The following is an 11,916-nucleotide window of genomic DNA, read 5'->3' as shown; positions in this document are numbered from 1 at the left end:
ACTCAAACCCATATCGGATATTTTTCATGGGAATACTCAGCGGCTACACCGTACTGGATTGCTCCATCGCCATGGCGGGCCCCTTTGCGGCGCAACGCCTTGGTGACCTCGGGGCGGATGTGATCAAGGTTGAACCCCTCTCCGGCGAATGGCAGCGCCACGCGCCTGCGGGCGGCATCACCGGCAACAGGATCAACGTGTCGTTCCTGTCCCTGAACCGCAACAAACGCTCGCTTGCGATCGACCTGAAATCCCCCGGCGGCCAGCGCGTGATGCGCAAGCTGGTGGAAAAGGCCGACGTCTTCATCCAGAACTATCGCGCCGGGGTCGCCGGGCGACTGGGGGTGGATTACGACACGCTTTCGGCCATCAATCCGCGCCTGATCTATGTCTCGATGACCGGCTATGGCGAAGACGGCCCCCATGCGCAGCGCCCCGGGCAGGACCTGCTGTTGCAGGCCATGTCGGGCGCGATGATGTCGACGGGGCGCGCGGGCGAACCGCCGCAGGCCGCCGGGCAGTACCTGGTCGATGCCGTCACCGCCTATACCGCGTTCGAGGGCGCGCTGGCCGCCCTGCTGCACCGTGAACGCACCGGCGAGGGCCAGAAGGTCGAGGTCAACATGCTGGATGCCATCACCACGTTGCAGATGCAGGAACTGTCGGTCTTTACCGTCGGTCACAAGCCGCAGGACCGCAGCGCCGAGCCGCACGCCCATGTCTACATCCGCGCGCCCTATGGCACCTTTGCCACGACCGATGGCTATATCGCGCTGGCAATGCCGAATTTCCCCGGCCTTGCCGCGGCACTCGATGCGCCCGCGCTGGCCGGACTGGATGAAACCGCTGCCGGTTGGCACGACCGCGACGCGACCTTTGCGCTGGTGCGCGACGCCATCGCGCCGTTTTCCTCGGCCGAGGTGCTGGCGCGGCTGGATGCACAGGGCATCTGGGCCGGGCCGGTCTATGGCTATGCCGACCTGGTCGCGGATCCGCAGATTGCCCATAACGGCACCTTCATCGAATACGACCACCCGACCGAAGGACACGTCAAGACGCCCGGCTTTCCCATCCGCTTTTCCCGCACGCCGTCGCAATTGCGCCGGGGCGCGCCGCTGACCGGCGAACATACCGATGAAATCCTGCGCGCGGCGGGGTTCAGTGACGACGACCTCGCCGGTCTTGCGGCCGAGGGCGCCATCGGGCGGGGGCAGGCATGACGACCGGTGCAGGCATGACCACTCCGGCCCGCTTGCGCGGCCTCACCTGGGACCATCCGCGCGGCTACAACGCCCTTGCTGCCGCGCATGGCCCCGTCGACTGGTCCGTTCAGCCGCTGGAGGGGTTCGAATCCGCCCCAATCGCGGACCTCTGCGCACTCTATGACCTCGTCGTTCTGGATCACCCCCACCTGGGCGAGGCGCTGGCCACCGATTGCCTGCGCCCGCTGGACGACGTGTTCGCCCCGGATGACCTCGCCACCATTGCCGGACAGGCCATCGGCCCGGCCTACGCCAGCTACACGATGGCAGGCCACCAGTGGGCGCTGCCGCTGGATGCCGCCACGCAGGTCATGGCCCTGCGCCCGGATCTGACCGAGACCCCGACGACATGGGCGCAGGTCGACGCGATCAGCCAGCGCGGGTACACCGCCCTGTCGCTGGCCGGGCCCCATGCCGCGCTCAGTTTCCTGTCGGTCTGCGCCGCGCTGGATCCGGGCCTCGACATGCGCGACGGTGGCTGGCCCGACGACGGGATCGCGGTGCAGGCCTATGAGATCCTGGCCCCGCTGGCGGCGCGCACGCCTGAACAGGCCCGCACCCTGAACCCCATCGGCCTGCTCAATCACCTCAGCAGCCAGGACGACATCCACCTGATCCCGCTGGTCTACGGCTACGTCAACTATACCCGCGCCGCGCGCGCCGTCGCCTTTCATGACGCGCCGGTGCAGGGGCACCGCCCCGGCTCGATCCTGGGTGGCACCGGCATCGCCATCTCGCGCCGTGCCGATGTCACCGATGCGCTGCGCAGTCACCTCCTCTGGCTGCTCAGCCCCGAGGTGCAGCGCGGCTTCATCCCCGACCATGACGGCCAGCCGGGTCTGCGCAGCGCCTGGGCCGACGGCCGCGTCAACGCCGCCTGGGGCAATTTCTACCACAACACCACCACCACGCTGGAGGCAGCGACGATCCGCCCCCGCCACGACGGCTATATCGCCTTTCAATCCCGCGCCTCGGCGCATCTGCGCGATGCCTTCGCCGCCCGCACGCCCGCGCCCCGCGCCGTCGCCACCCTGCGCGACATGTTCGATCAAAGCCTGCCCGAAAGGACCACCGCATGAGCGTCCCCCTGACCCTGGACATTGCCGACGGGATCGCCACGATCACCTACAACCGACCGGACAAGCTCAACGCCATGACCCCGGAAATGGCCACCCTGATGATCGAGGCGGTCACCACCTGCAACGCCTCCGATGCCGTCCGCTGCGTCATCCTGACCGGTACCGGGCGCGCCTTTTGCGCCGGGTCCGATATCTCCGAACTCGACCGCTATGCGACGCCGTGGGATTTTCGCAATCGCCCCGAATACTGCGACGCGTTGCGCGCCCTGCTGAAACCGTCCATCGCGGCGGTGAACGGCTATGCCATGGGCGGAGGCCTGGAAATGGCGCTGTCCTGCGACATCCGCATCGCGTCCGAGGTGGCCCGTTTCGCCGCCCCTGAGATCAAGCTGGGCTGGATCGGCGGCGGCGGCATGACGGCGCTGCTGGCCCATTCCGTCGGCCCGTCGAACGCGGCGATGATGGTGATGACAGGCGACCTGATCGACGCGGACAAGGCGCTGGCCTGGGGCCTCGTGTCGGAACTGACAGCGCCGGAGACCCTGCAATCGCGCGCCCGCGAAATCGCCGCGACCATCGCGTCGCGTGCCCCCATAGCCGCCGAAACCGCGCGTGCAAATCTGAAGGCGGCCTATAACATGCCCCTGGAACAGGCCGTCGCCTATGAACGCGACCTGCAGGCGATCTGTTTCGCCACCGAAGACGCCCGCGAGGGGCGCGCCGCATTCGAATCCAGGCGCCCGCCCGTGTTTCACCGCCGCTGAAGGAGCCAGCCATGACGATCATCGACGACACCGATGGCCTGTATCTGGGCCGTGCCTGGCTGCCCGATGTGCAGGGCCCGGCCGTGGTGACCCTGCGCGACGGTCAGGTGCTGGATATCACTTGCGCCGCCGCCCCCACGGTCAGCCATGTTCTGGATCTGGACGATCCTGCCGCGCATGTCCGCCGCGCCCCGGGCGTCGCGCTCGGTTCGCTGGCGGAAATTGCCGCCAATCCCTGTGCGCCCGACGCCCTGCACCTGCTGGCCCCCTGCGACCTTCAGGCGATCAAGGCCTGCGGCGTCACCTTTGCCCGCTCCATGGTCGAACGCGTGATCGAGGAAAAGGCGGCGGGCGATCCGGCGCGCGCCGAGGCGATCCGCGCCCGCATTGCCACCACGATCGGTGACAGCCTGCGCAACCTGCGCGCCGGATCGCCCGAGGCGGCGGAGGTCAAGAAAACCCTGCAAAACGAGGGGCTCTGGTCGCAGTACCTCGAGGTCGGCATCGGCCCCGACGCCGAGGTCTTCACCAAGACGCAGAGCATGGCCTCGGTCGGGCCGGGGGCCGATGTCGGCCTGCATCCGATCTCCACCTGGAACAACCCCGAACCCGAGATCGTGCTGGCGGTTTCTTCGGCGGGCGTCATTCACGGCGCGACGCTGGGCAATGACGTGAACCTGCGCGATGTCGAAGGGCGCTCGGCCCTGCTGCTGGGCAAGGCCAAGGACAACAACGCCAGCTGCGCCATCGGGCCGATGATCCGCCTGTTCGATGCGGGGTTCACGCTGGACGTCGTGCGCCGGGCCGAACTGACGCTGACGGTGACGGGCACGGATGGCTATGCGCTGACCGGGCATTCCTCCATGTCGGAAATCAGCCGCGACCCCCAGGATCTGGTCGCCCAGACCCTTGGCCGGCATCACCAATACCCCGACGGCATCCTGCTGTTCCTCGGCACGCTGTTCGCCCCGACCGAGGATCGCGATACCCCCGGCGAAGGTTTCACCCACAAGCCCGGCGATGTGGTGACGATCTCGGCGCCCGGCCTTGGGGCGCTGACCAATACGGTGCGCCTGTCGACCGAGGCGCCGGAATGGACCTTCGGCACCCGCCGCCTGATGGAAAACCTGGCCATGCGCGGGCTGCTCGGGCACCCGGCCCCCTGACACCGCACCCAACGGCGGTGCCACCCTCTTCACCCCGCGCGGCGACCTCTCGCCGCGCGGCCTCTTCCAACCTGCCCGGCCTCTTCCAACCTGCCCGGCCTCTTCCAACTTGCCCGGCCTCTTTCAACTTGCACGGCGCCCCCTCGCCGGGCGTCCCCATTGACCCGCGCGACACGCCGTCAATCCGCGCCGAAGGGCGAAATCGCGCGGCGGGCCGGGAACAGCCTTGGCCACATCGGGGTTCTTCCTTGATAGGAGGCCGCCATGACCATCAAAACCCCAAAACCCATTGCCCTGCGCCGCCCGAGCTTGCCGAAATCCCTGCCGCAGCTGCCGCCATCCTCGCAAGAGCGGCTGACCCCGATCCTCTACGCTGGTGGAATGTTGGCGATCGGGGCGGTGATGCTGATCGCCAAGCCACGTCTCGGGCATGTGCCCAACCCCAGCCGCGCCGGGGATTTGCCGCGCGCTGCGCGCTGGCGTCGTGCGGCGCAGATCAGCCGCGACAACCTGCACACCTTTGCCCCCGCCAACGTCACGGATTCCATCGGGCGTTCGCTGCTGCTGGGGGGGACCGCATTGCTGCTGACCCGTCTGCTGGACGAGGTCACGGGGCACGACGGCCAGTAAGGACGGCCAGTAGGGACCGCCAGTAAGGACCGCCAGCAACCGATAACAGACCCTGGGCGCCTGGGGCGCGCGCCTGTCCGCAGCCGCGCCACCGCGCCGCGACGGGCGTTTCCGCCTAGGGTTTGCCGTCTCCCTCGCACGCGGCGATGCGCAGCGCCTCGCCCGGTTCCGCCCCGAGGTCGACGCAGTCCGCGCCGCACAGCCGCCAGGCCGACGGCGTCATGCCCGAGGCCGCCAGGTTCAGTTCGGCCACCGGCGCAAGATCCGGCACCCAGATCCACCAGCCATCCTGAAAATGGCCGCCGGGGCCGGGCTCCATCCCCGCCCCCGATCCTTTGACGGCTGCTTCGACAAGATGCAGATGGTGATCCGCCACTTCCCATGTCTCGCGCCAGGCCTCGCGCTCGACCGAATGGGTCCACTCCAGCGTGAAGCGATTTCCCGCAGCCAGCCCCAGTGCCAGCGCGCCTGCCATCACGCAGCCGCTCATGCCGCCGTCGTGCGATCCCGGCGCAGCCACATCACCACGGCAAAGACCGCCGTCAGGGCAAAGCCGATCTCGTCCGTGATAGGCAGCGCGGCAACCAGCGTGAACGCCGCCACCATGGCCAGCGCGCGTTCCCACACCGCCAGCGGCCGCCACAGCCAGCCGATGACCGCCGCGCCCCACAGCGCCAGCGCAATCAGCGCCTTCAGCACGACAAAGGCCACCGCAGGCCAATAGCCGATCTCAGCCGCCAGCGCGCCACCATCCTGCAACATCAGCGCCGGGGTATAGACCGCCATGAAGGGCACGACGAAACCGGCGGCAGCGACCTTGACCGCCTCAAAGCTGATCTTGAGGCCGCTCTCCTTGGCAATCGGTGCCGCCGCGAAACAGGCCAGCGCCACCGGCGGTGTCAGATCCGCCAGGATGCCGAAATAGAACACGAACATGTGGCTCACGATCAGCGGCACGCCGAGGTCCAGCAGGGCAGGCCCGGCGATGGACGAGGTGATGATGTAGTTCGGGATCGTCGGGATGCCCATGCCCAGGATGATGCAGGTGATCATCGTCAGGACCAGGCTCAGGAACAGGCTGTTCTGCCCGACCGACACGATGAACTGACCAAAGGCGTTGGCCCCCCCGGTCAGGGTCATCACGCCGATGATCACGCCGACCAGCGCACAGGCAATCCCGACGGGCAGGGCGGTCTTGGCGCCATCCGCCAGGCTGTCCCGACAGATCGCCAGGGTTTCGCGCCCGCCCTTGAGGCAGGCACAGCACACCACGAGGATCGCCAGAACCAGCAGCAGCGCGTTGATGCCATAGCGGAAGAACGCGCTGGCCGCGAGGCCGAGGACGATCCAGAAGATCACCCGCACGACGGTCGATGGCATCCCCAGCGAGAGCGCCATGCCCAGGATCAGCATCCCCGTCAGGGCCAGCCCGATGGTGCCCGCGAACAACGGCGTGTAGCCCGAGAACAGCAGGTAGACCAGCACACCCAGCGGCAGGATCAAATACCAGCCTTCCTTCAGCGCGCGGCGGGCCGAGGGCTGGTCTTCCTTGGCAAGGCCACGCAGATCGCGCTTGCCCGCCTCAAGGTGGACCATCCAGAAGACACCCGCGAAATACAGGATCGCCGGGATCAGGGCCGCCTTGACGACCTCGACATATTGCACGCCCAGAGTCTCGGCCATGATGAAGGCGACGGCGCCCATGACCGGCGGCATGATCTGCCCGCCCATCGAAGCCGTTGCCTCGACCCCCCCGGCAAAGGCCGAGCGGTAGCCGAAACGCTTCATCAGCGGAATGGTGAACTGCCCGGTGGTGACCACGTTGGCGACGCCCGACCCCGAAATCGTGCCCATCAGGCCCGACGACAGAACCGAAACCTTTGCGGCCCCGCCCATCCGGTGCCCCACAAGACCCAGCGAGACATCGGTGAACAGCTTGATCATCCCGGCCTTTTCCAGGAACGACCCGAACAGGATGAACAGAAAGATGTAGGTGGCCGACACATAGGTCGGAATGCCGTAGATGCCCTCGGTGCCATAGGCGATCTGCTCGACCACCTGCTCGAACGCGTAGCCCCGGTGGTTGAACGGCGATGGCAGGTGCTGACCGAACAGCGCATAGCACAGGAACAGCCCGCAGATGATCGGCAGCGCCGGACCCATCAACAGCCACGCGGCGATAAAGACAGTGGAAATCGCGATGATGCCGAACACAAGGTCGGTGGTCAGCGGCGCGCCCGCGCGCATCAGCAGGGGCGTGTATTCGACCCATTGATAGGCGGCGACAGAGACGCCCAGCAGCGCCAGCGCCCAGCAGACCGTCTTGCCTGCCGTGCCGTATCTGCGCGCGATGGCCAGCAGCGGAAAGCCAAGGCACATCAGGAACCCGACGTGGACCGCGCGCATCACCTGGCTGGGCAGGTCGATGACATGGGCGGCGATGGAAATCTGGTAGACCGAAAACAGGACCGCCAGCCAGAACAGAAAGCGCCCCTCGAATGAGGCCGGAAAACTCTGAGCGAGCGGATCGTGCAGCTCCAGCTCTTCGTTCGGCAGGCTGTGCGGATGGTCGGTCATGTCGTTGTTCTCTCTACTCACCGCGCTGGCCGCGCCGTTTCGTTTCGCTCGGGGGATGGCATCGAAACAGGTGCTCTGGAAGCGGTGCCCGGATTGATCATCTGAAAACGGCCCGGACGAACCGGGCCGTTTCCTCTTTTCGTCAGAACCTCAGCTCAGAGCAAGCCCTGTTCCTTGTAATACCGCTCGGCACCGGGGTGCAGCGGGATCGGCGAGTTCTTGACCGCGTCCTCGATGTTGATGGCACCGGCCGCCGCGTGGGCTGCCTTCATCGTGTCCAGGTTTTCAAACAACAGCTTGGTCATCTGATAGGCAACCTCGTCCGACACGTCGGAACTGGTGACCAGGATGTTGGTGATCGCCAGCGTCGGAATGTCGGCATCCTGACCGGGGTAGGTGCCTGCGGGAATGACGCCTGCCGCATAGGGCGCGCCCAGTGTCTCCGCGACTTCGGCGGGAACGGACAGGTAGGTCACGTCCTGCGTCGACGACAGATCCTTCAGCGCCGCCGAGCCGAGGCCCGAGGATTGCAGCGTCGCGTCCAGCTGGCGGTTCTTCATCAGCTCGACCGATTCCGCAAACGGCAGGTACTCGACCTTGCCCAGATCGTCATAGGTCATGCCGAGCGCGTCGAGGATCTTGCGCGCGTTGACTTCGGTGCCCGACTTGGCCGCACCGACGGACACGCTCTTGCCCTTGAGGTCGGCCACGGTCGTCGCGCCCGAGGCCGAGGCCGCCGCGATCTGGATGTAGTTGGGATAGATCGCCGCGATGGCGCGCAGCTTGGTCAGCGGCTTGGTGAACCCGACATCGGCGTTGCCCTCATAGGCATCCTTGACGGAATCGCCCAGCGCGAACCCGATCTCGCCCCGGCCCTGCTCCAGCAGGTTCAGGTTCTCGACCGACGCCTTGGTCGACTGCACCTGCGCGCGCACGTCGTCCATGTTCTTTGCATAGATGTCCGACAGCGCCACGCCGAGCGGATAGTACACGCCCGAGGTGCCGCCGGTCAGCACGTTGATGAATTCCGTCGCCATGGCGGCGGGGGCGGCAATGGCCAGGCTGCCGGCGACAAGCGCTCCGAATCCGAATGTCTTAATCATGATTGCTCCTCCGAGATTTAGCGTGATTTTAGACGCTGTGCCCCATTGTTCGCGGTCTAAGGAGCCGTTGCAATCAGGATTCTCGGGGCGCAGGGCCTTTTTTGCCTTATCCGGTCGCTAACTTTCGGCCATTTTCTAGAGCATTGGCGTTCAAGCTGCCCGTCGCGGCATCTGTTTATTGAGAAAGCGGATGGTGATAATATGTTGGCAGTATCCTTTCGGCCTGTTTCCAGGTCACCGTTTCATCGCTGCCGTTTGTTGGCAGCGCCAGGGCGGAAGACCGGTCACGTCTCTGCTCCGGCCGAAAGCCTTGTGTGATTTCGCCATGATCTGGCGCGTGTAAAAAGGCAGAAACGCTTGAACCGAACGAATATACTGATCCTGATAGCATCCATTGCCGTCTTTGCCTTGATGCACAACGCCGATTTCTACGAATCCCTCTACCGACAGACCCGCCTCTACGAAGACTACCAGCTCGATGAACTTCTGAACGCCTTCTTCGTGGCTGCTCCAGCGCTGGCGCTGGCCCTGGCGCTGCGGGCCCGCAGCCTCAGCCAAGAGGTCCGCCAGCGCGAAAAGGCCGAGGCCACCGCCTCCCGGTTGGCGAATTACGATGCGCTGACGGGCCTGGCCAACCGCCGACTGTTCCATACCGAGATCGTGCGCCGCCTGGCCGAGGCCGAGGCAACGGGCACCGAACTGAACGTGCTGCTGGTCGACCTGGACCGCTTCAAGGTGATCAACGATCTCTACGGCCACGACACCGGTGACTCGCTGTTGCGCACGATTTCGGCCCGCATCCGCTCGGCCATTCGCAGCACGGATCTGGCCGCGCGCATCGGTGGCGACGAATTTGCCATCCTCAGCGACGCGCCCACGGTGGAACGCGCGCACCTCAGCCTGCTGCGGCGCTTGCTGTCCAGTATCCAGGAACCGATCTACGCAGGCGAATACCAGCTGGGCACCACCGTCAGCATCGGCGTCGCCAGCTATCCCAAGGATGGCAAGACAGCCGAAGACCTGCTGCGACAGGCCGACCAGGCGCTGTATCAGGCCAAGGCGGCGGGCAAGAACCGCTATGCGCTGTTCGACGACAAGCTGGCGCGCGCGATGCACGACCGCCGCACGCTTGAGGAGGACCTGCGCGCCGCCCTGTCCCCCGACCGGGGCGAAATCGTGCCCTATTTCCAACCCATCCTCGACCTGCCCTCGCGCGAGGTTCGCCAGTTCGAGGTGATGGCCCGCTGGAACCACCCCCAGCGCGGGCTGATCAAGGCGGCGCAATTCGCCGGGGTTGCCGAAGACATCGGTATGTCCGATCAGCTCTACCGTACGATTCTGCAGCAGTCTTGTGCTTGCGCGCTGCACTGGGGGCAGAGCATCAGCGTAAACGTGTCCCCGGCCCAGTTTTCGGACAAGCAGCTGGTGCCCAAGACGTTGCAGATCCTGGCCGAAACCGGCTTCCCCCCACATCGCCTTGAGCTCGAGATTTCCGAAACCGCGCTGGTACAGGATTTCGCGCAGGCCCGCCGCGTCATCCAGGGGCTGCGCAAGGTCGGCATCCAGGTCGCGCTGGATGATTTCGGCACCGGCTATTCCGGGCTGCGCCACCTGCACGCCCTGACCGTCGATCGCATCAAGATCGACCGCAGCTTTGTCGAACTGACCCGCACGCAGATGGATATCAAGATCATCGTTTCCGCGATGATCGCGCTGGGGCACAGCCTCGGCATGACCGTCACCGCCGAAGGCATCGAAAACGATGGAGAGGAGGCATGGCTGACCGAACAGGGGTGCGACATGGGGCAGGGGTTCCTGTTTTCCCATCCGCTTCAGGGCACGGACGCGGGCCGGATCGCGGCGCAGGGCCGGGTCGATGCGGCGGCGCTCGACGCCGGTGCACCCGTACTGATGCCACCGCCTGCGGATCAGCCGACCAACGCCTCCCATGCCTCCGACGACACCGCCGACGCCCCCGGGGTCACGTCCGCCGATGGCCCCCCGGATATGCCCCCCGGCAGGTCTTGCGATATGCGCCCCGATATCCCCGCGGACGACATGGGCCCAGATGACACGGGACCGTATGACATGGGCCCTGATGACATGGGCCCTGATGACATGGGACCAGATAAAAACGGGGCTGAGGAAAACGGACCAGATAAAAACGGGCCTGACGACACGGGACCGGGGGATCCTGCCGGCGTGACCCCGACGGTGCTGTCCCGCAACCTGCCCTCCCTGCCTGCGTCAACCTCCTCGGCCACCATGTCTCCTGCGCCCATGGCACTGCCGATCACCGCGCCCCATGCCGGGCAGGGACCGTCCGGCGCGATGGTCGGGCAGGCTTCGCTCAACCCGCCAAGGCATTCGCCGGTCAAGCGATCCGGCACCTGACGGGCGCACGTTTTGGGCACACGTGTTGGGTGCACTGGGCGGGTCCTGCGCGTCGGCAGGGCCCTGCGCCTTGGGACGGGCCACCGCCCAAGAAGGCTGGCCCCCTGTTTGCTCAGGCCAGACTTTCGGCCCAGGCCCCCCTCTCTGCCCCGGCCCCGTTTCCGATCAGGACTCGCCGCGCAGAAACGGAACCAGCGCCGCACTCAGCGCCGCCGGGTCGGCCAGTTGCGGCACATGGCCCGTGTCCAGTGCGACAGTCCTTGCGCCGGGCACCAGCGCCTGCATCCGGGCCTGCGCCAGCGGCGTGACGCTGCGGTCGCGTCGCAGGGCGACATACAGGCGGGGCAGGGTGGCGAACCGCCCCTCTGTCAGCGTGGCGGCGATGCTGCGCAGCCCGTCCCCCTGCGGGGTCAGCCGCCCTGCCGCCGCCTCCGCCGCCTCCGGGGCGCAGTCGTGGAAAAAGATCTCGCGTGCGGCGGCGGCAGGCACCGTGCTGACCTGACCCGCGTCGGACCAGATCAGGTGTTCGGTGATGCCTGCGCCATAGCCCGGTTGCCCCTTCAGGCTGGCCTGCAACGCGCCAAAGGTCATCCCCGAGGGCAGCATCATGCCCGCCACGTAGGCAATGCGACTGACCTGCTCGCAAAACGCCTCTGCCGCAGCCGACGCGATGACCCCGCCGCCCGAATGCCCCACCAGGCTGACCGGGCGACCGATTGCGGTGATCCGCGCGCCGATCTGCGCCAGCGCGTCCGCCAGCGTCACCTCCTGCGGCGCACGCCCGTCGACACCGTTGCCGGGCAGGTCGATGGCGTGGGCCTCGATCCCCGCGCGCCGCAGATAGGGCATCAGGCCCTCCCAGGCCCAGCTCCCCTGCCAGGCTCCGTGGATCAGGATCACCGGATCCGGGGTTGCCAGTGTCGTCATGATGAAGTCCCTTT

General features: G+C 66.5%; 10 protein-coding genes. 6 read left to right on the top strand and 4 right to left on the bottom strand.

The window, feature by feature from the left end; genetic code table 11:
* The first annotated feature begins 26 nt into the window (after positions 1-26).
* From DL237_RS09355 to DL237_RS09335, 5 genes are all read left to right on the top strand, one after another.
* Positions 27-1,220: a CaiB/BaiF CoA transferase family protein gene (locus tag DL237_RS09355; protein WP_119398793.1), complete on the top strand. Its 1,194-nt coding sequence runs from the start codon at positions 27-29 to the stop codon at positions 1,218-1,220.
* Positions 1,217-2,341, top strand: coding sequence for a carbohydrate ABC transporter substrate-binding protein (locus DL237_RS09350; protein ID WP_233544929.1), 1,125 nt, complete (start codon positions 1,217-1,219; stop codon positions 2,339-2,341). Before DL237_RS09355 ends, DL237_RS09350 begins: the two co-directional genes overlap by 4 nt.
* Positions 2,338-3,105, top strand: a complete 768-nt coding sequence (locus DL237_RS09345; RefSeq protein WP_119398792.1) for an enoyl-CoA hydratase/isomerase family protein — start codon at positions 2,338-2,340, stop codon at positions 3,103-3,105. The genes DL237_RS09350 and DL237_RS09345 overlap by 4 nt, the downstream gene beginning before the upstream one ends.
* Before the next feature lie 11 nt (positions 3,106-3,116).
* On the top strand, positions 3,117-4,271 hold the full coding sequence (locus DL237_RS09340; RefSeq protein WP_119398791.1) for a fumarylacetoacetate hydrolase family protein: 1,155 nt from the start codon (positions 3,117-3,119) through the stop codon (positions 4,269-4,271).
* Positions 4,272-4,535: 264 nt separating this feature from the next.
* Positions 4,536-4,901, top strand: coding sequence for a hypothetical protein (locus tag DL237_RS09335; protein WP_233544928.1), 366 nt, complete (start codon positions 4,536-4,538; stop codon positions 4,899-4,901).
* Positions 4,902-5,016: 115 nt separating this feature from the next.
* On the opposite strand, the gene DL237_RS09330 is transcribed toward DL237_RS09335, so the two are convergent.
* The 3 genes from DL237_RS09330 to DL237_RS09320 all read right to left on the bottom strand — a co-directional run bounded on the left by DL237_RS09330 (position 5,017) and on the right by DL237_RS09320 (position 8,581).
* On the bottom strand, positions 5,017-5,391 hold the full coding sequence (locus DL237_RS09330; protein ID WP_119398790.1) for a DUF1850 domain-containing protein: 375 nt from the start codon (positions 5,389-5,391) through the stop codon (positions 5,017-5,019).
* Positions 5,388-7,478: a TRAP transporter permease gene (locus DL237_RS09325; protein WP_119398789.1), complete on the bottom strand. Its 2,091-nt coding sequence runs from the start codon at positions 7,476-7,478 to the stop codon at positions 5,388-5,390. The genes DL237_RS09330 and DL237_RS09325 overlap by 4 nt, the downstream gene beginning before the upstream one ends.
* 155 nt (positions 7,479-7,633) lie before the next feature.
* Positions 7,634-8,581 carry a TAXI family TRAP transporter solute-binding subunit gene (locus tag DL237_RS09320; RefSeq protein WP_119398788.1) on the bottom strand — a complete coding sequence of 316 codons (948 nt, stop codon included), beginning with the start codon at positions 8,579-8,581 and terminating at the stop codon, positions 7,634-7,636.
* 357 nt (positions 8,582-8,938) lie between these two features.
* Here DL237_RS09320 and DL237_RS09315 point away from each other — a divergent pair, with 357 nt between their 5' ends.
* Positions 8,939-10,975 carry a putative bifunctional diguanylate cyclase/phosphodiesterase gene (locus DL237_RS09315; protein WP_119398787.1) on the top strand — a complete coding sequence of 679 codons (2,037 nt, stop codon included), beginning with the start codon at positions 8,939-8,941 and terminating at the stop codon, positions 10,973-10,975.
* A gap of 165 nt (positions 10,976-11,140) precedes the next feature.
* Here DL237_RS09315 and DL237_RS09310 read toward each other — a convergent pair.
* The coding region (locus DL237_RS09310; RefSeq protein ID WP_233544927.1) for an alpha/beta fold hydrolase at positions 11,141-11,916 on the bottom strand (776 nt) is incomplete at its 5' end.

It is taken from the genome of Pseudooceanicola sediminis (assembly GCF_003575965.1).
GTDB lineage: Bacteria > Pseudomonadota > Alphaproteobacteria > Rhodobacterales > Rhodobacteraceae > Pseudooceanicola > Pseudooceanicola sediminis.
The sequence above is the reverse complement of the archived record's forward strand: the minus strand, read 5'-3'. Positions and strand labels throughout refer to the sequence as shown.

What these genes read in the sequence shown, in the direction of transcription:
- DL237_RS09355 (WP_119398793.1), top strand. Translation starts at nt 27, where the DNA reads ATGGGAATACTCAGCGGCTACACCGTACTGGATTGCTCCATCGCCATG.
- DL237_RS09350 (WP_233544929.1), top strand. Translation starts at nt 1,217, where the DNA reads ATGACGACCGGTGCAGGCATGACCACTCCGGCCCGCTTGCGCGGCCTC.
- DL237_RS09345 (WP_119398792.1), top strand. Translation starts at nt 2,338, where the DNA reads ATGAGCGTCCCCCTGACCCTGGACATTGCCGACGGGATCGCCACGATC.
- DL237_RS09340 (WP_119398791.1), top strand. Translation starts at nt 3,117, where the DNA reads ATGACGATCATCGACGACACCGATGGCCTGTATCTGGGCCGTGCCTGG.
- DL237_RS09335 (WP_233544928.1), top strand. Translation starts at nt 4,536, where the DNA reads ATGACCATCAAAACCCCAAAACCCATTGCCCTGCGCCGCCCGAGCTTG.
- DL237_RS09330 (WP_119398790.1), bottom strand. Translation starts at nt 5,391, where the DNA reads ATGAGCGGCTGCGTGATGGCAGGCGCGCTGGCACTGGGGCTGGCTGCG.
- DL237_RS09325 (WP_119398789.1), bottom strand. Translation starts at nt 7,478, where the DNA reads ATGACCGACCATCCGCACAGCCTGCCGAACGAAGAGCTGGAGCTGCAC.
- DL237_RS09320 (WP_119398788.1), bottom strand. Translation starts at nt 8,581, where the DNA reads ATGATTAAGACATTCGGATTCGGAGCGCTTGTCGCCGGCAGCCTGGCC.